Source organism: Streptomyces sp. NPDC107654 (assembly GCF_055639035.1).
In genome coordinates this window covers 319844-344405 of the sequence record NZ_JBVKBI010000007.1, presented here as the reverse complement: position 1 = coordinate 344405, position 24562 = coordinate 319844, and the positions used below count along the sequence as shown (strand labels likewise).

19 protein-coding genes and 1 riboswitch are annotated in these 24562 nt (G+C 73.2%); of the genes, 5 read left to right on the top strand and 14 right to left on the bottom strand.

Annotated features, from left to right (window positions below):
• Nucleotides 1-8: 8 nt before the first annotated feature.
• The 9 genes from ACZ7N4_RS16045 to ACZ7N4_RS16005 form a co-directional block, all read right to left on the bottom strand.
• Nucleotides 9-1361, bottom strand: coding sequence for a M64 family metallopeptidase (locus ACZ7N4_RS16045; protein ID WP_471358697.1), 1353 nt, complete (start codon nucleotides 1359-1361; stop codon nucleotides 9-11).
• A 282-nt stretch (nucleotides 1362-1643) separates the two neighbouring features.
• Nucleotides 1644-2309 carry a hypothetical protein gene (locus tag ACZ7N4_RS16040; RefSeq protein ID WP_471358695.1) on the bottom strand — a complete coding sequence of 222 codons (666 nt, stop codon included), beginning with the start codon at nucleotides 2307-2309 and terminating at the stop codon, nucleotides 1644-1646.
• Nucleotides 2306-2626: a hypothetical protein gene (locus tag ACZ7N4_RS16035; RefSeq protein WP_471358693.1), complete on the bottom strand. Its 321-nt coding sequence runs from the start codon at nucleotides 2624-2626 to the stop codon at nucleotides 2306-2308. The genes ACZ7N4_RS16040 and ACZ7N4_RS16035 overlap by 4 nt, the downstream gene beginning before the upstream one ends.
• Before the next feature lies 1 nt (nucleotide 2627).
• Complete coding sequence (locus ACZ7N4_RS16030; protein WP_471358691.1) at nucleotides 2628-7823, bottom strand: HD domain-containing protein; 5196 nt, start codon at nucleotides 7821-7823, stop codon at nucleotides 2628-2630.
• 176 nt (nucleotides 7824-7999) lie between these two features.
• Complete coding sequence (locus ACZ7N4_RS16025; protein WP_471358688.1) at nucleotides 8000-8947, bottom strand: MIP/aquaporin family protein; 948 nt, start codon at nucleotides 8945-8947, stop codon at nucleotides 8000-8002.
• An 89-nt stretch (nucleotides 8948-9036) separates the two neighbouring features.
• A complete protein-coding gene (locus ACZ7N4_RS16020; protein ID WP_471358685.1) occupies nucleotides 9037-9327 on the bottom strand; it encodes a hypothetical protein in 291 nt (96 codons plus the stop codon).
• 43 nt (nucleotides 9328-9370) lie between these two features.
• Nucleotides 9371-10036, bottom strand: coding sequence for an SDR family NAD(P)-dependent oxidoreductase (locus ACZ7N4_RS16015; protein ID WP_471358682.1), 666 nt, complete (start codon nucleotides 10034-10036; stop codon nucleotides 9371-9373).
• A gap of 32 nt (nucleotides 10037-10068) precedes the next feature.
• Nucleotides 10069-10785 (bottom strand): DUF4328 domain-containing protein, encoded by a 717-nt coding sequence (locus tag ACZ7N4_RS16010; RefSeq protein WP_471358679.1) that lies wholly within the window; start codon nucleotides 10783-10785, stop codon nucleotides 10069-10071.
• Between the two features lie 96 nt (nucleotides 10786-10881).
• Complete coding sequence (locus tag ACZ7N4_RS16005; RefSeq protein ID WP_471358676.1) at nucleotides 10882-11568, bottom strand: DUF6445 family protein; 687 nt, start codon at nucleotides 11566-11568, stop codon at nucleotides 10882-10884.
• A 255-nt stretch (nucleotides 11569-11823) separates the two neighbouring features.
• Here ACZ7N4_RS16005 and ACZ7N4_RS16000 point away from each other — a divergent pair, with 255 nt between their 5' ends.
• On the top strand, nucleotides 11824-12546 hold the full coding sequence (locus ACZ7N4_RS16000; RefSeq protein ID WP_471358820.1) for a DUF4142 domain-containing protein: 723 nt from the start codon (nucleotides 11824-11826) through the stop codon (nucleotides 12544-12546).
• A 100-nt stretch (nucleotides 12547-12646) separates the two neighbouring features.
• Here the strand turns inward: ACZ7N4_RS16000 and ACZ7N4_RS15995 are convergent, their stop codons facing one another.
• Together ACZ7N4_RS15995 and ACZ7N4_RS15990 are read right to left on the bottom strand one after the other, a co-directional pair.
• Nucleotides 12647-14305 (bottom strand): glycoside hydrolase family 13 protein, encoded by a 1659-nt coding sequence (locus ACZ7N4_RS15995; protein WP_471358673.1) that lies wholly within the window; start codon nucleotides 14303-14305, stop codon nucleotides 12647-12649.
• A gap of 80 nt (nucleotides 14306-14385) precedes the next feature.
• Entirely contained in the window at nucleotides 14386-14736 is a 351-nt protein-coding gene (locus ACZ7N4_RS15990; protein ID WP_471358670.1) for a metalloregulator ArsR/SmtB family transcription factor, read from the bottom strand.
• Nucleotides 14737-14817: 81 nt separating this feature from the next.
• A riboswitch (cobalamin riboswitch) is annotated at nucleotides 14818-15001 on the top strand.
• Between the two features lie 26 nt (nucleotides 15002-15027).
• On the opposite strand from ACZ7N4_RS15990, the gene nicT reads away from it, so the two are divergent.
• Nucleotides 15028-16098: a Nickel transporter NicT gene (gene nicT / locus ACZ7N4_RS15985; RefSeq protein WP_471358667.1), complete on the top strand. Its 1071-nt coding sequence runs from the start codon at nucleotides 15028-15030 to the stop codon at nucleotides 16096-16098.
• Here the strand turns inward: nicT and ACZ7N4_RS15980 are convergent, their stop codons facing one another.
• Nucleotides 16099-17061 carry a nucleoside hydrolase gene (locus ACZ7N4_RS15980; protein ID WP_471358664.1) on the bottom strand — a complete coding sequence of 321 codons (963 nt, stop codon included), beginning with the start codon at nucleotides 17059-17061 and terminating at the stop codon, nucleotides 16099-16101.
• 31 nt (nucleotides 17062-17092) lie between these two features.
• Nucleotides 17093-18331, bottom strand: coding sequence for a threonine--tRNA ligase (gene thrS / locus ACZ7N4_RS15975; RefSeq protein ID WP_471358661.1), 1239 nt, complete (start codon nucleotides 18329-18331; stop codon nucleotides 17093-17095).
• Between the two features lie 361 nt (nucleotides 18332-18692).
• Here thrS and ACZ7N4_RS15970 point away from each other — a divergent pair, with 361 nt between their 5' ends.
• Nucleotides 18693-19484 carry a hypothetical protein gene (locus ACZ7N4_RS15970; protein ID WP_471358658.1) on the top strand — a complete coding sequence of 264 codons (792 nt, stop codon included), beginning with the start codon at nucleotides 18693-18695 and terminating at the stop codon, nucleotides 19482-19484.
• A 4-nt stretch (nucleotides 19485-19488) separates the two neighbouring features.
• Here ACZ7N4_RS15970 and ACZ7N4_RS15965 read toward each other — a convergent pair whose 3' ends face one another.
• The gene (locus tag ACZ7N4_RS15965; protein ID WP_471358655.1) at nucleotides 19489-20832 is read right to left on the bottom strand and encodes a helix-turn-helix domain-containing protein; all 1344 of its coding nucleotides are present in this window, start codon (nucleotides 20830-20832) and stop codon (nucleotides 19489-19491) included.
• A gap of 389 nt (nucleotides 20833-21221) precedes the next feature.
• Between ACZ7N4_RS15965 and ACZ7N4_RS15960 the strand changes: the two genes are divergently transcribed.
• Nucleotides 21222-22463, top strand: a complete 1242-nt coding sequence (locus tag ACZ7N4_RS15960) for an amidohydrolase (RefSeq protein WP_471358652.1) — start codon at nucleotides 21222-21224, stop codon at nucleotides 22461-22463.
• A gap of 124 nt (nucleotides 22464-22587) precedes the next feature.
• Nucleotides 22588-24561, top strand: a complete 1974-nt coding sequence (locus tag ACZ7N4_RS15955; protein WP_471358649.1) for an Ig-like domain repeat protein — start codon at nucleotides 22588-22590, stop codon at nucleotides 24559-24561.
• Nucleotide 24562 lies beyond the last annotated feature (1 nt).

Genomic DNA, 24562 nt, shown 5'->3' with positions numbered 1-24562 from the left:
ACGGGAGTTCACCGTACGGTCCAGGTGAGGGAGCCGGCCGCGCGGGCACGCACGACCGGGTCCCGAACAGCGGCCGTACGGTCGGTCACGGCCGCGGTGACCCGGTGCCCGCGGCCGCGGACACCCAGCGCGCGCGGGGTCACCGAGCGCAGGCCGGCCGCCCACGGGACGGACTTGCCGTCGACGGACCAGGTGAGGCGGAGGTCGGCGAGACCGGTCAGCGGGGCCAGGCGCACGGTCAGCGGCCGGCCGGCACGCACCGGCTCGGCGGTCGGGACGGAGGAGGTCAGCGCGTCCGCGTCGGCGTAGAAGCCGCCGATCATCGCCTCGCGTCCGACGACGTTGAACTCGGCCGAGGCCAGGGTGCGCATGAGGGACGTGTCGGTCGGGCGGTGGATGCCGGTCTCGTAGTAGCCGCCGCCCTCGTACGTCCCCACGACCGAGCCGGTCGGGTCCTGGACCCCCGCCCAGCGGGCCCACTTGGCCTCGGCCGGGTCGCGCCGCAGGGTGAGGTTGGCCGCGGCGGGCTCCTCGGACCAGGGGTAGGGGCCGTAGCCCGGGTACTGGTACTCGTCGGCCAACCCGCCTATGGAATGGCCCAGTTCATGGGCGCCTATGAGGTACGACCGGTCGTTGCCGGAGGACATCGTCGCCACGCCGTGGAAGGGGGAGCCCGGCGGGAGGTCCGGGGCCGAGTAACCGGCGCCGCCGTACTTGGCGGAGTGGGCGACGACGAAGACGACGTCGGCGTCCGGGGCCAGGGCGGCGTACCGCGTGACCGCGCCCGTGTCGACGCACAGCAGCCGTTCGATGCCGTCGCAGAAGAAGGAGGAGCCGAGCGCGGTCCTCCGCACCACGTCGGCCGTCGGGTCGCCGGACACCCCGGACTCGGCGGAGACGGTGTCGACCAGCCAGACGTTGAAGAGGCCGCGGTAGCTCCGGTACGGCTCGATACGGAAGATCGCGTCGAGTTTCTCCTCCGCGTCCGCCGCGAACTCGCCCTGCTCGTCGGCGGTGTAGCCGTCACCCATCACCACCAGGTCGAGCCGCCCGGACACCGGACCGGTCCGCTGGAGCGGCCGCACCGCAGGGTCGGACGGGGCGCGGCCCGGCACACGGCCGGCCGCCTCGACGGCCGGCGCGTCCGCCGGGACGGTCACCCGGCGGGGCTCCGCCCCGGGGCCCGGGAAGTACTCGACACGCTGGGTCCGCTCCGGCGGGACGGCCGCCTCGGCCCGCCCCGGAACGGCCCCGCCGGCCCACGCCGCCACGGCGGCGAGGGCGAGGGTGAGGTCGAGGGCGACGGTACGGGTCCAACGGCGGTGCGGTCTTGCGCGGTACGGCACGGCGACCTCGCTCAAGTGAGGGGTTAAACGCACTTAACAGCGCGCTTAACTTAGGAGCGGGAGCGTCAAGTGGCAAGGGTCAGGGCCGAGTTGACTGCCCAAGCCTTCGAGGCCGGGCCTGCCGTCCTCGGTGACGGTGATGGTGTGGCGGCGCACGTCGACGGTCGCGGTCAGCGAGCGGCCGACGGCGAAGTGCCGTACCGCCTACTGGAAGCCCGGCGCCGGAACGCGAGACGCGAGGACCGCACCTGATGCCGGGTCAGCACGTCTCGGCGGAGGGCCGCACGTGGTGCCGGGTCAGCACGTGTCGGCGGGGGCCACGCTCACCGCGTCACGCTGCCAGGTGAGGTGCCGGACCGTCTCCTTGCCCTTGCCCTTGCCCTTGCCGTCGCCCTTGCCGCCGGTCGGGGGCTTGACCTTGACCGTGACGCCGCTGCCGTCGGCCGCGAGGAGTTCCCCGCACAGCGTCTCCGTCCTGGTCTGCACCCGGACCGTCTGCGCCGGGTCGTCCGGCGCCGGGGCCACCCAGGTGATCAGGATGCCGGCCGCGGTGGCCGCCACCCCGGCCACGGTCGCCCAGCGGGTGGTGCCGATGCGGGACGCGATCCGCTTCCGCTCCCGCTCCTCCCAGTCCAGCAGCTTCGCCGCGTGCGGGTACTCCAGCACGTCACCGGGCCGGCCGTGGGCGGCCGACGCGGCGGCGAAGGCGGCGACGAGCAGCAGGACCAGTCCGAGCGCCACCAGCACGACGACCGCCAGCCGGTAGCCGCCGGGCAGTTCGGCGACGTTCTCCCGGCCCTTGAGGACCAGCACCGCGGCGAGCAGCCCGGAGGCCACGGTGAGGAAGTTACGCCAGCCTTCCGCCTGTGCCCGCCCGATCTCCAGCTGGGCCTCGATCATCGCGTCCAGCCGCTGCTGGGCGGCCTCCAGTTCTTCGGGCAGATAGCCCCCGGGTGACGTCACGATCCGGCGCCCGTCTGCCGCACCGCCGTCCACTTGGCGCCGCAGCCGCCCTTCTCCCGGGTGTCCCCGGGGTGGGGCCTGCGGCACCGGCACTGCATGAACACCGCGCTCGGCACCTCCTCGTCGTCCGGGGAGGCGCCGCCCCCGCCCTTGGTCACCGCGCCGGGCGTGATGCTCCTCGGGATCGGATGACGGGTCTCGCCGGAGCAGGCCGGGCAGAGGCCGGTGATGACCAGCCGGCCGCCGGAGAAGTCCCAGACGAACCCGGTCTGGTCCGGAAGGTGCGCGGATTCGTAGTCCTTGGGGAGGTGCGGCACCTCAGGTCCTCTCGTGCGGCGGGAGTCGGAAGCCGAACAGCGGTGCGTAGTCGGTGAGGCGGACCCTGACGTCGTCCTCCGTCAGGTCCGTCTCCTCGGCGGCCAGCCGGAGCCGGTCCGCCGTGACGTCCCCGGACAGGGCCGGTTCCCGGCCGGTGAGCCGGGCGGTGAGCAGGACGACGTCCCGCCAGTCCGGTACGCGGTCGCAGGAGGGCTCGGCGAACGGCACGTCCAGCCCGATCCGGACGAACGGCTGCAGCCGGCGGTACGTCGCCCGCAGCCCCTCCCCGAGCCGCCCGGCCGCCACCACCAGGCCGAGGGGCGTCAGCGTCCAGGAGTCCTCCAGGCAGGGCTGGAAGAGCGCGTACTCGGCGGCCTCGTCGCGCTCCAGCGGTTCCTCCGGCCGTACCAGGTCCGGCGGAACCGGGACCGTCGGGGCGCCCAGGGAGCGGTAGGCGTTCAGGTCGGCGGCGGCGGTGGCGAGGTCGGTGCCGGTGTTGTTCGCGTAAAGGACCAGGTCGCGCAGCGAGACGAAGGCCTCCCACGACCCCGGACTGGGGCACAGGACCTGCCGCACCGCATGGCTCGGTCGCAGGGTGGCGAGATCGGCGGGAATGTCGGGTACGTCGATGTCGTAGGCGGCCATCTGCGCCCGGAGCCTCTCGGCGGCGTCGCCGAGGCTGCTGTGGAGGTCCACCGCCAAGTGCAACACGGTGGAGGGCTCCAGCCGGTCGTACAGTGCGACGTTCGCCGACACTTTGAACACCGTGTGCCGGGACCCGTTCAACGTCAGGCCACGACTCCACAGGCCACGGGCCGAGTGGGGAACCGACAGCAGGGTCCGGGCCGCGTCGACCGTCCGGGACTCGACCACGCCGGCGTCCGCCAGCGCCGTCACCGCGGCGATGTGCTGGTCTCCCGCGGAGTCGTCCCCCAGCTCCTCGATCAACGCCAGAACGGTCCAGGCGGATACCGGCCGCGGCCCAGGCCCGTCCACGTCTCCGACCCGGCCTTCGTTGGGCTCTTGCACCGGGAGTCGTTCGCACCAGGCGGGCGGCAGGAACGAGGCGAGCGGGCCAGGGTCCGCGACCTCGGCGCCCAGCATGCCTGCCCAGCCCGCCAGCCAGGCCGCCGTGGCGCCGACGGTCTGCCGGCGCCGAGCGGCCAGCCGGACCAGGTGCCGCAGACCGATCGGCGCCGGGGTGAGGAAGGGCGGTTCCGCGTCCAGGTCGCGGCTGAGCGCGGTGAGTTGCTGCGCATCCGGGAGGACGGTGAGGTCCGGCCCGGCGAGCCGGTAGCCGAGAGGTTCGAAGCGGCGTACGACCGCCTCGATCTCGGCCGGCGGAATTCCCGTCTGCACGGCCCGGTAGGCGACGTCCACCGGCCTCACCAGCCCGTCGAACGACCAGGCGGCATGGGTCATGAAGGGCTCACGGGACCGTACGTCGTTCAGCAGGACACGGCGTTCCCGCGCGTCCACGCGATGGGCGGCGAGCCCCTTCAGGTCCGGCGCCGCGGGGATCGACGGGTCGAGAGCGGACAACTGTCCGAGGAGTTCCGCCAGGGCTCCCAGAGTCACCTTCTCCTGGCCCGACACCCGCAACATCACCTGGCGCACCGACTGGTCCCCGGCGTCGTCCTCGTACAGGGTGCCCATGCCTCTTACGTCCTGGATCTCCTCGTACAGCACGGTCGCCAGGTGCCCTGGCACGAAGTCGGCCAGGGCACGGATGTCCGCCACCTCTGGAACCGTCACGCCGGTGAGGGCGTACCGGCGCTGCTGACGGACCACCTCCCGCAGCGCGCGTCCGGTGTCGGAGGCGGCGCGCAGGGGTTCCCTGAAGGACTTGTCGGGCGTACGACGGAACAGCACCGCGTCCAGCGGCTCCGGCCGGGGAAAGCCCTCGTGCGCGACGACCGCGTCCCAGTGACGCTTGACGCCGAGGACGCCAAGGCGCCAGGCCCCGAAGAAGCGCGTGTCCGTGCCGATCCGCCGGGTGTCCTCGTTGAGGATCTTCTCGTCGGCGGGCAGACACCCCACGGCGCGCAGCGTCTTGCGCCGCGGCTCGTACGCCCAGTCCCCGCCCCGCACGTCGTCCGGCACCGACACCGGCACGTCGTGGACCACCAGGTGGCTGAAGGCCTCCTCGGTGAGGCGCGGCCAGGCATTGGCGAGGTTCCACAGCCACTGCAGCGGGAAGGGCCGCCATGCCGAGCTGAACAGCGCCGCGTGAACCAGCGCCGGGACGGCCTCCTTCAAGTCCTCCTCGACGCGCTGCTCGTCATAGTCGAGGAAGCGGTTGCGGTCGACGCTCAGCTCGGGCCGGTGCCTGCCCCGCAGGTTCACCACGTACCCTTCCGGGCGCTCGGCCTCCGAGACCAGCAGCCCGTCCGCCAGCAGCATGCCCTTGCCCTGCACCCACCAGACGCCCTCGCCGGCCGGGATGCGGGGGCCCGGCAGAGAGGAGTCACCGTACAGCTCGCCCGGCTCCCACTCCGCCGGGTCGCCGTCGTCCTCCCGGGCGATCACCTTCACGGGACTGCACCACAGGAACTCGCGCAACGCCTCGATCAGTGACGGGGGCTGCTCGTCCGTCTCGGAGTCGTCGTGCAGGTACAGCCGGACCCGGGTGCCGCCGCGCGGCAGTGCCCGCTGCTCCCGCTTGAGGTGCATCAGCCCGGAACCGGCGGTGACCGTGGCCTGGTGGCCGTCGAGGGGGAGGTGGCCGGACAGGTCGACCGCCCGGGTGGTCACCTCGACCTCCTCGGCCAGCATGAAGTAACTGAAGACACCGATGCCGAACCGGCTGTTCAGTTCGGTGGTGATGCCGCGGCGGCGCCACCGGCGCATCTCGCGCATGCGGGCCGAGGACTGTTCGGAGCGGCGGCCTGCCTGGGCGAAGAGGTCCCTCAGCTCCTCCGCCGTCATCCCGACGCCGTCGTCCTCGCACTCGATGTAGGTGCGGCCCGCCTCGGTCGCCTGGGTGAACCTGACGGTGCAGTCGGCGAGCTGCTCCCGTTCGGTCTGCCCGGGGACCTGCCGTACGTTCTCCTCGTACCGGCGGCGGGCCTGGCGCACCCGGCAGGCGTCGAGAGCGTTCTGGTACAGCTCCCGCACCGCCAGCATCCGGTCTCCGTACAGCTGGGTGCCCATGATGAGCGGCTTGACCTCGTCCTCGGCCAGCCGGAACCGGGGCGGCGGCTTGTCGAAGCCGTGGTTGCGGGGCAGGAGACCCTCGGTCTTGACCATCTGGGGCAGGCCGAAGAGCAGGTCGCCGGAGCGCAGGGTGCCGAGGCCGCGCCGGGTCGCCTCCGACTCCGCCGCGATACGGGCGGCAAGCCGCTCCAGCGCCGTGAACAGGGCGGCGCTGGTGCACTTGAACACCAGCCGCCAGGAGCTGTCCGGGGCGCGGCCGGGCAGGGCCGTCGGTTCGCTGCCGTCCGGGGTCTCGGGGGCGTGGGCCTGCACGGGGAGGAAACCGCTGTTCGCGGCGATCTCTCCGATGATGCCCTTCGGCCGGACCTGGGTGGGCTCGCGCGGGCCCAGGTGGTCGATGAGCACACCGTCGAGCATGCGCGGGTCGATGGCGAGCAGCCCGGCGAGGTGCAGCAGGGTGGCCAGTTCGCGCGGGCGCCAGCTCCACCGCTCGGGTTCCCCGCACAGGTAGGCGCACAGTCCGCCTTCGATGTCCCACGGGGTGCCGTCGGGCGCGACGGAGTCGGCGGGGGTGCCGGTGCCCAGCTGGGAGACGACCTTGACCACGGCATGGCGCAGTTCGGCTCGTTCGTCCTGACCCAGGGTGAGGCCGGCGGCGCTCTCCGCCGCCCGCACCAGCAGGTCGACCGCGGCGCGCAGGCTGTCCAGCTCGGCGTCCGTGCGCCCGTGCTCCCACAGCAGGTCCCAGTCGGCGAGGAAGCGGTGCCGCAGCCAGTACTCGGCGCCGGCGGCGTCCTCCTTCTCCCCGCGGCGCAGCAGTGTCCGGCGGGTCGCCTCGATCTGCCGGTGGGCGCGCCGTACGTCCCCCATGTCGCGCTCCAGGTGGGGGATGAAGCCGTCCTCGTCCGCGGGAGTGCCGTCGGAGCCGTGGTCGTCGAGGGTGCGCAGCGCGGCCAGGCCGCAGGAGAGGGCGGCCTCGCGCAGGAACGGCGCGCCCAGCAGCACCACGGTCTCGACGAGGCTCAGCCGTGCGCCGGAGGCGTCCACGAGCTGGTCGAGCCGCTCGATCAGCCGCTGGGGGACCTGCTCGTCGTCCCACGGGTCCGCCTCGGGATCGCGCTGCCTGCGGATGGCGACGGTCTTCTTCACGACCTCGGCGAGGTGGTCCTTGGCCGTGGTGCGCTGGGCGGGCGTGCCGTCGGTCCGTTCCCACAGGGTCGACCGGAGGACGGCGTCCGTCCAGGGACCGGCGGCCGGAACGGCCTCGCACAGCGGTACGTCGGCGTGGGCGCCGCCTGTGACGTCCCCGCCCAGCCAGCGGTGGGTCGCCCTGGGCGGCCTGCTGTACCGGTAGGCGGCCGCGATCTCCTCCGCGCGCTGCTCCACGCGCTCGACCACCTGGCGAAACGTGCGGGCCGAAGACGTCGGCAGCAGGGTCTCGCCCAACGCCCTGGCCAGGACACTCCCGTCGTCGGCGTGCCCCAGGGCCTCCTCGCCGGGGGCGCAGGCGCTGAGCACGACGACGTTGTCCCAGGCGCGGCTGACCTTGATCGCCTCGAAGGTGGCCGACGGGGTGTCCCCGCTGCTGCGGCAGGCGTCGAGGCAGAGCATCACCGTGGCGTTGGAGCGCAGGGGCGCGAGCAGTTCGTCGGGCACGCTCTCGATGAGGCTCTGCGGGCGAAGGGTGCGCTGTTCGTCGGCGCCCCAGCGGGCCCGGGCGTCGCTGGGCAGGAGATAGTCGGTGTCGCCGAAGCGGACGCCGTGGCCGGAGAAGTAGACGAGGCCCACGTCGCCGTCCTCGCACGCGTTCAGGAACCGGCCCAGCGCGTCGTAGATGCTGCCATGGCAGGTCGCTTCCTCGTCGTCCAGCACGGTCACGTGCTCCGGCAGGTAGCCGCTCTTCAACAGCGCGCTGCGCAGGGCCGCGACGTCGTTCCTGGCGAAGGGCAGGCTCGGGAAGTCCTCCCGCAGCTTCGGCACGTCCAGCTGGGGGTACGCGGACACCCCGATCAGCAGAGCCCGCCGACGACCGCCACTCATCGTGCTCGTACCCCCCTCGCCCGGGGGCACGGTGACGCCCCGTCATGGCATGGAGCGCGATTATCGCAGAAGACCCCCGGGCGGGACGGGGCTCCGTGAACCCCACCGGGAGGGCGACCGGTCCGGCCCCGCCGAGGGTTCTCCGCGGAGTCCCGGCGGGGCCGGGTTCTTGGTCCTCACTCCTCGTCGGTGGTGCGCACCGGGGTGGAGCGGCCGGGTTCGGGCAGTTCCGCCGTCTCGGCCCGCACCAGCAGGACGTCGCCGATGAAGAGGTCGTAGACCAGGATGCCGATCGCACCGCCGATCAGCGGCCCGACGATCGGGATCCACCAGTAGCCGCTGTACGCCCCGGCGACGCTCCCCGGGAACGCGAGGCCGTCCCAGCCCGCCGCGTAGGTGAACAGGCGCGGGCCGAAGTCGCGGGCCGGGTTGATGGCGTAGCCCGCGTTGGCGCCGTAGGACATGCCGATGGCGGCCACGACGAGGCCCACGACCAGCGGTCCGAGGTTCGCCTTCACGGCCTGGTTGCGCAGGTCGATGACGGCGGCGATCAGCATCAGCAGGAACGCGGTGCCGACGATCTGGTCGATCAGCGGGCCCCAGACGCCGCCGTGGAAGTACGGGGCGGGGAAGGTCGCGAAGATCGAGAAGGTGGCGTTGGTGTGCCCGTTCACCTTCGGCCCGGCCGCGGCCTGGTCGTAGGCGCTGATCGCGTTGTGGTAGACGAGGTAGACCAGGGCGGCGCCGGTGAGGGCGCCGACGACCTGCGCGAACCAGTACGGCAGGACCTTGGCCCAGGGGAAGCCGCGGCGGATGGCCATCGCCAGGGTCACCGCCGGGTTGAGGTGGGCGCCGCTGACGCCGCCGGCGACGTAGACGCCGAACACGACGGCAAAGGCCCAGCCCCAGGTGATGAGGAGCCAGTCACCGGCCGCGAGGAAGATCGTGGTGGCGGTCTGGGCGCGGCCCGAACCGGGCAGGGCGGCGACCGCCATCGCGACGACACCGCAGCCGAAGGAGATGAGGACGAAGGTTCCGAGGAACTCCGCCAGGCACTCGCCCAGCAGCCCGCCCCGGCTCCTGAGGCGGGAGGGTTTGACGAGCGCAGGGATGTCCACAGCCATGGAGGCCCCCTCAGAAGAGAGCATTGCGGCCAATGTCACCATATTGGCTCATAAAGCGACTCTTCGCAGGGTGACGGTCCCGTCACCGCTCAGTCCTGTACGGGCAGCCCCGGATGCGTGGCCAGGTAGAGCAGGTACGCGACCGCGGCGGCCGTGCCGAGCAGGGACAGCACGCCGCCGGCCACCGCCCGCGCCCGCCCGCCGCCCGCCCGGTGCTCGACGACGCACCGCACGAGCCCGGCCAGACCGGCCGGCAGGGCGACGCACGACACCAGGGCCCAGAAGGGGCAGCACAGCCAGCAGCCGACGGACACCGCACCGAGCCAGACCGCGATCTCCGCCCTCTGCCGCGGCTCCTCCGCCACCTGTGTCCTGTCCATGCGGGGCAGTCAAGCAGGCACCGCCGCCCGCGCCCGCGCCGGGTCAGCCGGCGAGGTCGTCGGCGTAGTGGCGGAAGCCGTGGCGGTCCCGGTGGAGGCTCCACAGGGTCTCGGCGAGGACGTCCGGGTCCTTGCGGGCGTGGCCCGCCGTGATCGCGCCCGGGATCACCAGCTGGGCGACGTGGATGCCCTCGCCGGCCAGCCGGTCGTGCAGCAGGTGGCCGTAGGCGCTCTCCGCGGCGAAGGCGATCGAGGTGCCGGCCCGCTCGGGATGGGGGACGGCGGCGCTCCCGCCGTTGACGAAGAGGATCGTGCCGCGCCCGAGCCGGCGCATCCCCGGCAGCACCTGCTGCACGGCGGCCACCGGCCCGTACACGGAGAACTCGATCGGCCCGACCAGGTCCCGGTGCCCGGTGTCCAGCACGGGCCGCATGAAGTCCCGGTGCGGCACCGGGCTGTACTGGAGCACCTCCACGGTCCCGAGGGCCTCGGCCAGCTCCCGCAGCGCCGCCGCCAGCGCCTCGGGCCGGCGCACGTCGGCGGTGAAGCCGCGCGTGGTGATCCCCTCGGCCGCCAGCCCGCCGGTGATCGCGTCCAGCCGGCCCCGGTCCCGGGCGACCAGCCCGACGGCGAACCCCTCCCGTCCGAACCGGCGCGCGACGGCGGCCCCGAGCCCCGGTCCGGCTCCCACGACGGCGACACTGCTCATGCCCGTCATCCGTACCCGCGCGGGCCGCAGCCTCACACCGGCTGCGGCAGCCGGTGCGGGGCGGCGGCCGCCCGCATCCGTGCCACCTGGGCGGCGGTGACCGCCCGTACGGCGAACGCGCCGGCGACGGCGGCGCCGACGACCGCCGCGTCACTGGCGAGCAGCGGCCACACCTCGGTGTAGGCGCGGGCGATGATCTCGTCGGTGGAGTCCTCGTAGACGATGCCCACCCCGCTGAGCATCCCGAGCAGCCAGAGCCCCCACCACACGTTCACGGAGGCGGGCAGCCGGCGCCCCGGGGCGGAAGCGCGGAACGCGTCGGCGACGATGCCGCGCGGGAACCACAGGTTGACGACCGGGACGATCCAGCCCGCGTACACCCAGATGCCGGCGTACCTGGGCGGCCGGCCGGACAGCAGGCGCGCGTTGTCCCGCAGCCGCACCACCCAGGAGAGGAAGAGCAGGGCGCAGACCAGCACGGCGGCACCGCCGAGGGACGTGACGAGGTGGTACGAGTCCTCCAGCGCGGTGAGCGGCCGGTGCACCCCCTCGCCCTGGTCCGGCGGCCCGGAGCCGGGTTCGCCGGCGAGAGCCAGCCGCGTCTCCCACACGCCCCGCGCCACCCAGGCGGCGCCCGCGAGCAGCAGCCCGGCGGCGGCCAGCCGTCCCGTCACCCGGACGTCCCGGTACGGCGTCGCCTCCCCGGCGGCCCGCTCCTGCCGCGCGGCCGGCGCGTCCTCGTGTCCCATCGCCCCTCCCCTTGCCGGTGTCCGGACTCTTCCCGGCCTCCTCCGGTGAGGACGACGGCGTGCGGCCCCCCGTTCCGCCCGGGGGGAACGTCAGGGTCAGGCCATCCAGAAGAACACGGCGGTCATCCGCTTCTCCGCCAGCGTCCGGCCGGAGTAACCGGTGGCGCTGTGCACCAGGTTGGCGTGGTACAGCAGCAGCCGGTTGTACCTGTGCGGGACGCGCACGTCCTCCTCGAAGGCGTCCGCGCCGACGTACCGGGTGCCGAGGGCCTCGACCAGGTTGGTGTGCGGGGCCTGGACGACGTTGCCGCCGAGCCGGCCGCCGGGCAGGGACTGGCGGTAGAAGCTGGTGCCGCAGTCCTTCGGCACGTCCGGGTTGAGGTAGAGCACGGCCGCGTACCGGCACAGGGCCCTGGAGTCGGTGTGCGGGCGGGGCGCGCTCTCGCCCTCGCCGACCACCTGGACGCAGTTGTGGTTGAGGGTGCCGCCGCCGGGCGTCCGCTGCACCCACAGCTCCTTCGCCCCGGTCGCCTTCTTCACCAGGCGCTCGATCCGGGCGAGTTCCGCCGGTTCCAGACCGGGCATGGCGCGCAGGCCGGGCCAGGTCTCGGAGGTGTACGGGTACCCCTCGACCCAGTCGTCCTTGGCCAGACACCGCTGCCGTACGGCGTCGGCGTCCGGCAGGACGTCGTCCAGCACCCAGTAGTCGCGGCCCTTGGTGGGCTTGCGGTAGGGCAGGACGGGCAGCGCGGCGGGGGTGCGCGGCGGTGGCTGTGGGGGCATGCGGCGAATCTAGGCGGCCGGCCGGTCTGCCTTCTCCCGGGCGCAGGTCAACCTTCTGCCCGGCAGCGGCCAACCTTTGGCCAAGGGCACCGGGGGATTCTTTACCCGGGGCCGCCGATCTTTACCCGGGACCGCTGAGAAGAATCGCCGTCGCGTCCGTACCGCTGTGTGTCCGAACCATGGGCGGGATCCCCAGCAGGAGGAACGGTGCGCTTTTCGCGGAACGCGACGGGAACGCTCTTCGTGGGCGGTGCCATGGCTCTGACCCTCGCGGCACTCGCCTACCCGGGCATGCTCGGCCTCGACACCGTCTCCAGCTCCCAGACGCGCATCATCGCCAACACCCAGTGGGGGCCGCTCACCGAGGGGGACCGGGACTTCGTGGTCAAGGTGCGGGCGGCGGGCCTGTGGGAGTACCCGCTCGGTCAGATCGGGCTGCAGAAGGGCAGCTCGAAGGGGGTCAAGACGGCCAGCGCGCACCTGGTGGACGGGCACGCGGCGCTGGACGCCTCCTGCCGCAAGCTCGCCCCGATGCTGAACATCACGCTGCCCAATGTGGCGAGCCCGCAACAGGAGGGCTTCGTGAACCAGTTGAAGGGCGAGAGCGGCAAGCAGTTCGACACCGACTTCGCCAACATCCTGCGGATGACGCACGGCTCGATCTTCAACACCATCGCGAAGATCCGTTCCACCACGAAGAACTCGCTGGTCCGCGCTCTCGCCGACCAGGCCAACGACACGGTTCTGGACCACATCACGGTGATGGAGAAGACCGGTCTGGTCGACTTCGACCAGACCATCTTCAACCAGACCACCCCGCCGAAGCTGCCCTCCTCCGACCTGACCCCGCCGGCCCCGCCGGCGGGCCAGCCGGAGGTGGTGCTCACCCCGCCGCCGACCGCCACGTCCACCCCGCTGGACCTGAGCGGCCTCCCCGGCGGCGGCACCGCCCCCGGCCCCAGCCCTTCGGCCGGTTAGGGCCTCGCGACGTCGCGCGTGGGGGAGTCGGCAACCGGCGACAACGCCGCAGACGTGCGTGCCGGACCCCGCGACCCCGGCACGTTCCGGACGAGAGGCCCTAGGCCAGCCACACCGTGGTGTCCGGCGGCAGCGCGCTCCCCTCCGGCAGCGGGGTGCTGCTGAGCAGGATCTCGCCCGGCGGCAGCGGTACCGGCTCGGCGGCCAGGTTGGTGACGCTGCGCCAGCCGTCGGAGCGGCTGAAGTCCAGCACACCGGCCGGCGCGTCCGGGGTCCAGGTCAGGGTCTCGCCCGCGAGCAGCTTGCGGCGCAGCCGCAGGGCCGTGCGGTACAGCTCCAGCGTGGAACCCTCGGTCCCGGTCTGCGCGTCGACGGCGTACGCCGCGAAGGACGCGGGCTGCGGCAGCCAGGAGGCCCCGGGCCCGAAGCCGTAACTGGGCCCGGTCGTCGTCCACGGCAGCGGCACCCGGCAGCCGTCGCGGCCCTTGCGGACATGGCCGGTCTGCTCCCAGATCGGGTCCTGGAGCACCTCGAAGGGCAGATCGGCGACCTCCGGCAGGCCGAGTTCCTCGCCCTGGTAGAGGTAGGCCGAGCCGGGCAGCGCCAGCATCAGCAGGGTCGCCGCCCGGGCCCGGCGCAGCCCGGCCGCCGCGTCGACCGCGGGCGCGGCACCGTCGGCGAGCAGCCAGGCGGCCGGGTCGGTGTCCGGCGGCAGCATCAGCCGGGAGGCGTGGCGTACGACGTCGTGGTTGGACAGCACCCAGGTCGCGGAGGCCCCGGCGGCCCGGGCCGTGGCCAGCGAGGCGGCGATGACGTCCCGCAGCTCCCCGGCGTCCCAGCGGGCCTCCAGGTACTCGAAGTTGAACGCCTGGCCGAGTTCGTCGGGGCGGGCGTACAGGGCGCGGCGGTCGCCCGGCACCCAGGCCTCGGCGACGGCCATGCGCGGCGGGCTGTACGCGTCGAAGATCTTGCGCCAGTCCCGGTAGATCTCGTGGACCTCGTCCCGGTCCCAGTACGGGTGGCTGCCCGGCGGCACCAGCGGCAGCGCCTCCTCGCCGGTCGCACCGAGGCCGCCGACGTCCCGCAGTGGCTCGGTGAGGTCTTTGGCCAGACCGTGGGCGACGTCCACGCGGAAGCCGTCCACGCCCCGGTCGGACCAGAACCGCAGGGTGGTGCGGAAGTCGGCGCGGACCTCCTCGTTGTCCCAGTTGAGGTCGGGCTGTTCGGGGGCGAAGAGGTGGAGGTACCAGTCCCCGTCGGGCACCCGCCGCCAGGCGCTGCCGCCGAACACCGACTGCCAGTCGGTGGGCGGCAGCTCCCCGTGCGCGCCCCGCCCGGGCCGGAAGACGTACCGCTCCCGGGCGGCGGAGCCGGGTCCGGCGCGCAGCGCCTCCTCGAACCAGGGGTGCAGGTGGGAGGTGTGGTTGGGGACGATGTCCACGACGACCTTGAGGCCGAGCCGGTGCGCCTCGGCGACCAGGGCGTCGAAGTCGTCCAGGGTGCCGAGGCGCTCGTCGACGCCGCGCGGGTCGATGACGTCGTAGCCGCCGTCGGCGAGTTCGGAGGGGTAGAAGGGGCTCAGCCACAGGGCGTCCACGCCGAGCGTGGCGAGGTGGTCCAGACGCCGGGTGACACCCCGGAGGTCACCGAGGCCGTCTCCGTCGGCGTCGGCGAAACTGCGCGGGTACACCTGGTAGATGACGGCCTGGCGCCACCAGTCGGGGTTCCTGGGCGAGAGGTCCGGCGAGCGGTCTGCCATACGGGCTCCCATGGGACGGACGACAGTACGGAATCTGTATCTGTCCACATTGCCCGGAAAGGGAACCTTTTCGTGGGCGGTCAGACCGTGCAGTGCTCCAACAGGCCCTGTACCTCCACGTCCACCACCCGGTACCGCACCACGCGCCCCTCCTTCTCCCCGGCCACGACCCCGGCCGCCCGCAGCAGCCGCAGGGCCTGGGAGACGGCCGGGTCGTTCATGCCCGTGGCGACCGCGAGGTCCGACACGGCGAGCGGCCCGGTGCGGTGCAGGGCGAGCAGCAGCGCGAGCCGGTTGGCGTCGGCCAGCAGGGAGAAACGGTCGGCCCAGGTGCGCAGGAGCCCCGCGTCGCCGATGGCGGCGATCGCCTCGCACACCCGGTGACCGTCGATGGTGCGACGGTCGGCTCGGTCGGCAGGCACGAGATGCATGCCCCCCATCCTCGCAGGCGCACTTTTGTGATCTTGCATACCTGCGCGGGTGCGCAGCTATGCAGGAAAGCGCGCACCCCTCTACGGTGGGCGGGCCGTGGTGTTCGGGAAGTCGATGCAAGGTCGACGCGGCCCTCGCCACTGTGATCGGGGAGTTCCCGTCCCGTCCGGCACCCGCCGGGCCACTGGTCGTACGACCGGGAAGGCAGGGACGGCGGACGTACGACCCGTAAGCCAGGAGACCGGCCACGGCACTCATGAAGTGATCCACGAGGTGCTGGAGCATGAACGATGGCCGATGCCACGACCTTCCGCTGGCGACGCGAGGACACCGTCAGGACGGCGGGCCTGATGGCGGTGATCATCGCCCTGCACGTCGTCGCCTTCGGCATCCTGTACCTCCTCGTGGCCCCCCGGCACTACAGGATCGGCACCGACGTCTTCGGGGTCGGTCTCGGCATCACCGCCTACACCCTGGGCATGCGGCACGCCTTCGACGCCGACCACATAGCGGCGATCGACAACACCACCCGCAAGCTGATGGCCGACGGCAAGCGGCCGGTGTCGGTGGGCTTCTGGTTCGCGCTCGGCCACTCCAGCGTCGTCGTCCTGCTGGCCCTGCTGATCGCGGGCGGCACCTCGCTCGCCGGCAAGGTGATGAACGAGGGCTCCACCACCCACCAGGTGCTCGGCTTCCTCGGTACGACGATCTCCGGCACGTTCCTCTACCTCATCGCCGCCCTGAACCTGATCGCCCTGGTGGGCATCCTGAAGGTCTTCCGGGCGATGCGCGCGGGCGCGTACGACGAGAAGGAGCTGGAACAGCACCTGGACTCGCGCGGCTTCATGAACCGGATCCTGGGCCGCCTCACCAAGTCCGTCTCCCGCCCCGGCCAGATGTACCCGCTGGGCTTCCTCTTCGGCCTCGGCTTCGACACGGCCACCGAGGTCACGCTGATGGTGATGGCGGGCTCCGGCGCGGCGGCCGGCCTGCCCTGGTACGCGGTGCTGTGCCTGCCCCTCCTCTTCGCCGCCGGGATGAGCCTGTTCGACACCCTCGACGGCACGTTCATGAACTTCGCCTACCAGTGGGCGTTCGCCAACCCCGTCCGCAAGGTCTTCTACAACCTCGCCATCACCGGCCTGTCCATCGCCGTCGCCTTCTTCATCGGCACGATCGAACTGGTCGGCGTCCTGCACGAGAAGTTCGCCCTGCACGACGCGGTGACCGGCTGGATCGCCGGCCTCGACCTCGACAACGTCGGCTACCTCATCGTCGGCCTGTTCGTGGCGGTGTGGGCGGCGGCCCTGACGTACTGGCGGCTGGCCCGCGTGGAGGAACGCTGGTCGGCCGCCGACTGACTACCGCTCCACCGTCTCCAGGTACAGCTTCACGTACCGATCGGCGTCGACCTCCAACGCGACGTCCACCAGCGCCGTCTCACGGCCCCCCTCGTGGATCTCCGACTCGCCCAGCCGGGGCCGCCGGTCGACGATGGTCTGGCCGCGGGTCGGGCCGGGGGCGAGGGAGACCTCGACCGGGAGCAGGCGGGTGGTGATGCCCTGCGGGTCGGCGACCGCGCACACCGCGCCGGCGTCGCCGAGACCGCCCGCCTCCTCGGCCTCCGGCGGCTCGCCCTGGTGGGCCGGCCGGTGGGCGAGGAGTTCGCCGGCCAGGCGGGTGCCCGGCTCGCCGCTCCCGCGCAGCCGGTGCACCTCGGCGCTGTCCACGACGACCTGCCGGAAGACGTCCAGGCCGTACATCGTGATCGGCACCCCGGCCGTGAGCAGGATCGCCGCGGCCTCCGGATCGTGCCAGACGTTGAACTCCGCGACCGGCGTGGCGTTGCCGACCTCCACCGCCCCGCCCATGAACACGATCCGCTCGATGTTCCGGGTCACCTCCGGGTGGGTGCGCAGGAGCAGGGCGATGTTGGTCAGGGGCGCCGTCGGGATCAGGGTGACCGGGCGCGGGGAGGCCAGGATCTCGCGGTGCAGGAGCGTGACCGCGTCGACGTCCACCGGGGTCCGGGCGGGCGCGGGCAGGCCCAGGTCGCCCATGCCGTCGGCGCCGTGCACGGGGGCGTGACGGGCGGGCTCCAGCAGCGGGCGCTCGGCACCCCGGGCCACCGGGATGTCGGGGGCGCCCGCCCGCTCCAGCACGGTGAGGGTGTTGCGGACCACGCCGTCCACGTCGGTGTTCCCGGCCACGCAGGTCACCGCCCTGAGGTCGAGTCCGGGGTGGCGCACGGCGAACAGCAGGGCCAGGGCGTCGTCGACACCGGTGTCGCAGTCGATGATCACGGGGATGGGCTGACCGGTCACGGCGGGCTCCTTCCGTCGTCTCGACCTTAGATCAGGCCCAGAGCGCGGTGCCGCGTGCCGCCACCCGTTCGGCGACGCGCCGCAGCAGCTCGCTCCCGGGCAGCGCACCGGGCCGGCGGCCGTCCCGCAGGCGTACGGCGGCCAGCCCGGCGCCGGCCTCCCGGGCCCCGATCACCGCCTGGTACGGCACCAGGCGCGCCGCGCGGACCCTGGCGCCCAGGGTCCCCTCTCCCGGCCCGGCGAGTTCGGCGCGCAGGCCCAGCGCGAGCGCCTCCCGGACCAGCGCCGCCGCCGGCTCCACCTGCTCCTCGGCCACCGGCAGCACCACCAGCTGCACGGGGGCCAGCCAGGCCGGGAACGCGCCGGCGTGGGTCTCCACCAGGTGGGCGACGACCCGTTCGACACTGCCGATGACGCTGCGGTGCACCATCACCGGCCGGTGCTTCGCGCCGTCGGCGCCGATGTAGCGCAGGTCGAAGCGGGCGGGCTGGTGGAAGTCGATCTGCACGGTGGACAGGGTGGACTCGCGGCCCGCCGGGTCCGCGATCTGCACGTCGATCTTCGGGCCGTAGAACGCGGCCTCGCCCTCCGCCTCCTCGTAGGCCACCCCGGCCTCCGCGAGGGCCTCCCGCAGCAGCCCGGTCGCCCGGCGCCACAGCTCCGGGTCGGCGACGTACTTGCCGCCCGCGCCGGGCAGCGAGAGCCGGTGGCGCACGGCCTCGATGCCGAGGTCGGCGTGGGCGCGGGCGATCAGCTCCAGCGCGGCGCGGGCCTCGGCCACCGCCTGGTCCGGGGTGCAGAAGACGTGCGCGTCGTTGAGGTGGACGGCGCGGACCCGGGTCAGGCCGCCGAGCACGCCGGACGGTTCGGCGCGGTGCATGGTGCCCAGCTCGGCGATGCGCAGGGGCAGTTCGCGGTGGCTGCGGGAGCGGGAGCGGTAGATCAGGGCGTGGTGGGGGCAGAGGCTGGGCCGCAGGACGACCTCCTCGGCGCCGAGCCGCATCGGCGGGTACATGTCGTCGCGGTAGTGGTCCCAGTGCCCGGAGATCTCGTACAGCTCGCGCTTGCCGAGCGCGGGCGAGTAGACGTGCCGGTAGCCGGCCCGGCGTTCGGCGTCCCGGATGTACTCCTCCAGGGTGTGCCGCACGACGGCCCCGTCCGGCAGCCAGTAGGGCAGCCCGGCGCCCATCAGCGGATCGGTGCCGAAGAGCCCGAGGGCCCGCCCGAGCCGCCGGTGGTCCACGGCCTGCTCTTCCGCCTTGCCGTTCATCCGTTCCTCCTCCGTCGGGAGGCGGACGCCCCGGTGCACGACGAAGCCCCGGGGCGTGCGCCCCGGGGCTTCGATGCTGGTCAGGTGTCAGCGCGCCGGGACGGTGTCCGGCGTCGTCGTGCTCGACGGATGCGAGTGGGCGCGCTGCATGCCGGGCACGCTACCGCGCCCGCCTTCCCCGGCACCACGGACTTTTTCCGCCGCCCCCTCCCCCGGCACCACGGCTCTCCACCGCCCCGCCCGGCGCCACCGGTCTCCTCCGCGCCCCTCACCCGTACGGCCCGGAGCGCTGGTGAGCGGATCGGCCCGGTGGTGCCGTGAGATCAGGCACCGTCGGCCGCACGCAGCCCAGGAGGCACCCATGATCCCCGCGATACGCACCCGCGTCCCCCGTGGCGTCCTCCTCACCGTCCTCGCCGCCGGCCTCATAGCCGCCGGCGGCTGCGCGGCCCTCGGCCTGAAGCACCCGGCGAGCGCGCCGTACCCGCTGCCCACGATCGACCGGCCGAGCCAGACCTCCAGGGCGTCCGCGCGGGCCGACGGTTCCACGCTCAGCGACGAGCAGGCCCAGTCGGCGCTGATCAACGAGACCGACCTGGGCGCCCCCTGGACGCCCACGCGCGGCGCGGCCACCTGGCGGGACGGCCTGCTGAAGGCCCGGACCACGGCCGGGGAGTGCCAGCGGCTGCTGGACGCCCTGTACAGCGACGAACTCCTCGGCGCCCCGGCCCGCGTCGCCGTCGGCCTGGACGACGCCGACACCGACGCCCAGCTCCGCTACCAGATCGGCGCCCGCCGCCCCGCCGACGTCGACGCCGTCCTGTCCTGGCTGCACACCCTCCCCGTGCAGTGCGCCCGCTTCACCGCCACCACGGACACCGGCCTGGTGGAGGACGTCCGGGTCGTGGAGGCCCCGCTGCCGGAGGTCGGCGACGCCCGGCAGGGCCTGCGCCTCACCCTCGCCACCACGAACGACGACGGCGAGGCGTACCTCCTCACCATGGACCTGGCCGCCGTCCGCGTCGGCGAGGACGCCTTCGCCCTCACCAACGCGGGCCTCGGCGACGTCCCGAACGACGCCACCCAGGCCGCCGTCCAGATCGGCGCCCTGCGGCTGGCGGACATCCGCAGGCAGGGGCGGGCCCAGGTGTGAGGGGTCACAGCGGCGGCTGCGCCGGTGCCGGCCCCAGGGTCGTGGTGCCGGGGGCGGTGCGGTGGCCGAGGCCGGTGCGGTAGGCGTCCAGCGCGGCCTCGACGCGGCCCGTGCGGCGGAGCAGGTCGCCGAGGAGGCGGCACAGGTCGGCGAGGTCACCGGCGGCGCCCGCGCGTTCCAGGAGGCTGAGGGCGCGGACGTAGTGCTCCTCGGCGGCCTCCGTGTCGCGGGCGTCCTCCGCGATGATGCCGAGCAGGCGGTGCGCGGCGGCGGCGTGGACGGCGCCGCGCTCGGAGGAGAAGTCGCCGAGGACGCCCCGCAGCAGCCCGGCGGCCTCCTCGGACCTGCCCCGGCGGTGCAGCACGTCGGCGAGTTCGACGGCGGCCTGGCTGCGGTACAGGGCGGCGCGGCTCTCCGAGAGCATGGCGTACGCCTGCCGCAGCTCCGTCTCCGCCCGGTCGAGTTCGCCGTTCTGCGCGCTGACGTAGCCGCGCATCCAGTGGCAGTTGGCCAGCTCGGTGCGCAGGCTCAGCTGCCGGTACAGCTCGGCCGCCTTGGCCAGGGAGGCGTCGGCCTCGGCGACCCGGCCCTCGGCGAGCAGGGTACGGGCGACCGAGCGGTGCATCCGGGCGATCAGCGCGGGGTCGCCGGCCCGCGGGGCGAGCGCGAGGGCGAACTCGGCGGCCTGGGCGGCACGGGCGTGCGCGCCCATGTCCATGTACGGGCCGATCACGCTGGCGTAGAGCAGCAGCAGCGCGTCGGGGTCGTGCAGTCCGCCGCGGTTCAGTTCGTCGAGGGTGGACTCCAGGAGGTAGACGGCGTACCGGAGTTCGCCCGCCAGGTAGTGGGCCACGGCCCTGCCGCGGATGGCGGGCACCCGGGCCGGCAGGGTCTTTCCGGCCAGTCGCTCCTCGGCCTGTTCGAAGTGCTCGCGGGCCGCCGTCAACTCGCCTGTCTCCAGCGCGCATTCGCCGAGTCCGAGCAGTGCGGTCGCCTGTTCGCCGCCGAGTCCGTGCGCCTCCGCCTCCGCGCGCAGCACGGCGTACTGGGCGGCCGCCTCCTCGGCCCGGCCGTCGGCGAGGACCCGCTGGGCCTCGGTGAGCCGCAGCCGCAGATCCGTGGCCAGGTGGGCGGGGCGGCCCACGGCCAGCTCCTCGAAGGCCACGCCGAGCCGCTCCGCGATGTGCCGTAACGCCTCGTCGGAGGCGCGGGCCCGGCCCGCCTCCAGTGTGGAGATGTAGGCGGGCGTGTACGCGGGTTCCGCCAGCTGCCGCTGGGTGAGACCCCGCTGCGTCCGCAGCCGCTGCACCCGCCGCCCGATGACCTCCGGGTCGTCCCGCTCGCGCATGCCCCCTGCTCCCCCCGGCTCCCCTGGCACCCCTTGCCGTCGGACTCCGGCAGCCCCTACGTTAAACGGCGGATTAAGCATGCTTAACAGGCCGCTGTCGTGTTGCGAGGTCGCCGTGTCCGGACGTACATCCGCACCCTACGCACGCCCCACCGCACGGAGGGCGGTAACGGCCGCGGTGATCGCCGCGGCCGCCCTGCTGATAGCGGCCAACGCCGGCCCGGCGAGAGCGACCCCGGCCGCCCCGGCCGCGCAGATCGCGGCACCGGCGCAGCACCGCTGACCAGCCGGACGACGTACCGGACGACGTACGGGGCGGCGAACCGCCGGCCTACCGGATCACGTACCGGACGGCACACGCCGACCGGAAATCCCCCTACTCTGCGACCGTGACCTCACCTGCCGCCCGCACCGCGCTGGAGCTGACCGCCGACCTGCCCGTACCGGGCCTGGAGGAGTTCTACCGGGATCTGCACCGGAATCCCGAGCTGTCCCTGCGCGAGCACCGGACCGCCGGGAAACTGGCCGAACTGCTCGGGAGGGCGGGGTTCGACACCGCCGAGGGCGTGGGCGGCACCGGAGTCGTCGGCGCGCTGCGCAACGGGGACGGGCCGACGGTGCTGCTGCGGGCCGACATGGACGCGCTGCCGGTGACGGAGGAGACCGGGCTGCCGTACGCCTCCGAGGTGCCCGGCGTCATGCACGCCTGCGGGCACGACCTGCACGTCACCTGGCTGGCCGGGGCCGCGCGGGCGCTGGCGGCCGGGCGGGACACCTGGCGGGGGACGCTGCTGGTGGTGGGGCAGCCCGCCGAGGAGACCGGGCAGGGCGCGGCCCGGATGGTCGCCGACGGGCTGTACGAGCGGTTCGGGCGTCCGGACGTCCTGCTCGGGCAGCACGCGGCGCCGGGCCCGGCGGGCCTGTACCCGCACGCGCCCGGGCTGATCATGTCCGCCGCCACGGACGTGGACATCGTGGTGCACGGCCGCGGCGGGCACGGCTCCCGGCCGGAGACGACCGTCGATCCGGTCGTGACGGCCGCCTATCTCGTCACCCGGCTCCAGACGGTCGTGTCGCGCGAGATCGCCGCGGGCGAGTCCGCGGTGCTGACGGTGGGCCGGATCGAGGCGGGCAGCCGGCACAACATCATCCCCGCCGAGGCCCGCATCGCGCTGAACCTGCGGACGCAGTCCGAGGCGGTGCTGCGGCGGATGCTGGCCGCGATCCGGCGGATCGCGCAGGGCGAGTGCCTGGCCGCCGGCTGCCCGCGCGAGCCGGAGATCACCATGGGCGCCTCGTTCCCGCTGACGGTGAACGACGCCGTCACGGACGCCGCCGTCGCCGCCGTGCACGGCGAGGTGTTCGGCGCGGGCACGGTCTTCGACCCGGGCCCCTCGATGGGCAGCGAGGACTTCCCGGAGCTGGCGCTCGGCACGATCCCGTACGCGTACTGGTTCGTCACCACGACCCCCGCCGGGGTCTGGGAGCAGGCGCCCGGAGAGACGCTCCCGGAAAAAATCTCTGCCGTGCCGAGCAACCACAGCCCCCACTTCGCGCCCGACCTGTCCACGGTTGCCCCAGGTGTCCGCACGCTGGTCTCCGGGGCCCTGGCCCTGTTGTCACCGGCATGACCTAGTCTTTGCGCACACTCGCCACGCGCGGCCCACACGGCTCATGCACAGGGGGCTCCACACTTCGCCGTGCCCACGCGCGGGCACCCACGTCTTTCATTCGTTCCGGGGGGTTCGAATCAGCGTGCGCAAGCGCTCTCTCACGGCTGCCACCACCCTGGCGGTCCTCTTCAGCTCGGCGGCCCTCGCCGCCACTCCGGCGTCCGCCGACTCCACCGCCGTCCTGCCGGTCAGGACGACCGGCGACATCGTCGTGGACGCCGTCCACCAGCAGGTCTTCGTCAGCGATCCACTGAACGGCAAGATCGTCGTGACGGACTTCGCCGGGAAGTTCGTCAAGCAGCTCGACACCAACCTCTCCGGCGTCCAGGGCCTGGAGCTGTCCGCCGACTCCGGCACGCTCTACGCGGCCGTGCAGGACCTCGACGCCATCGCCGTCTTCGACACCGCCACCGACACCGAGACCACCCGGTACGCGGTCGGCGACAAGCCGCTCAGCGTCGCCCTCGCGGGCGGCAGGCTGTGGTTCGGCTACGGCGGCGCCGCCGACGGCAACATCGGCTCCGTCGACCTCTCGGCCGAGGACCACAAGGTCACCCTCGACCAGGACGGCGACTGGTACGAGGCCCCGCTGCTGGACGCCGCGCCCGGCTCCGGCACCCTGATCGCGGGCGCGGTCGGGCAGAGCCCGGTCGAACTGGCCTCGTACGACGTCTCGTCGGGCACCGCCGCGAAGGTGGCGAGCACCCGCGAGGCGGGCAGCAACCTCGGCGACCTCCAGGTCACCCCCGACGGCAAGGACGTCGTGGTGGCCAGCGGCGCGCCGTACTACCAGCAGGTGTTCCGGACGTCCGACCTGAACGAGGACGGCAAGTACGTCACGGACGCGTACCCGAACTCCGTCGCCATCGCGCCGGACGGCACGGTCGCGGCCGGCATCGACGGCTCCTACGAGCCGGACGTCTACATCTTCAAGCCCGGCAGCAGCGAGGCCGTCCGCAGCTACGACTTCCCGAACACCGGCACCAGCAGCGGCTCCGACCTGCTCGCCCGCGGCGGCCTGGCCTGGGCCCCGGACGCCTCCCGGCTGTTCGCGGTGACCAGCAACAGCCAGGGCGTGTACTCCCTGCGGGTCCTGACCGCGCCCACCAAGGCGGCGAGCACGGTCACCGTGGACGCGCCGGCCACCGCGACCCGCGCCAAGCGGCTCACCGTCAAGGGCAAGGTCGCCTCCAAGGTGGCGGTCCCGGCCGGCACCAGGCTGGCCGTGACCCGCACCGACCTGGAGTCCCCGAAGGGCAAGGCCCTCGCGGCAGCGGTCACCAAGGCCGACGGCACCTTCTCCTTCACCGACACCCCGCCCTCCGGCGGCAAGGTGAAGTACACCGTGTCCTACGCCGGCGACACCGGCCACGCGGCGGCCTCCGGCTCGGACTCCGTCGACGTCTCCCGCGCCAGGCCGACGCTGACGGTGAACAACAACGGCAAGGTGTACGCGTACGGCAAGGACGTCAAGTTCACCGCGCACCTCGGCAAGACGTACACCAACCGCACGGTCGAGATCTGGGCCGACCCGTTCGGCGGCGACAAGCCGAACAAGCTGGTGAAGTCCGGCAAGGTCGACTCCGACGGCAACCTCTCGGTCACCCTGGACCTGAAGCGGGACACCAAGGTCACCGCGAAGTTCAAGGGCGACTCCCGCTACACCCCGGCGTCCGCCGCCGGCACCGTCGGCGCCCAGGTCAGCGTGTCCACGTCGGTCGGCAACCACTACAAGTCGAAGTACACGTGGAGCCACACGTACTACTTCTTCCACAAGAACAAGAACCCGCTGATCACGACCCGGATGCCCTACTACCCGGGCCGGGCGCAGAAGTTCGAGTTCGAGGTGTACTACCAGGGCCGCTGGTACCCGGGCGACCCCGCGTACTTCAAGCTCGGCTCCGACGGCGTCTCCCGGGTCACCATCACCGGCGACCACGGCGAGGACGTCGGCTGGCGCTTCCGGGTCCGCTCGTCGTACATCAACAGCGCCTCCGGTGACACCGTGAACTCCACGACGCACGGCGCCTGGAAGTACTTCACCTTCACCCGGTAGG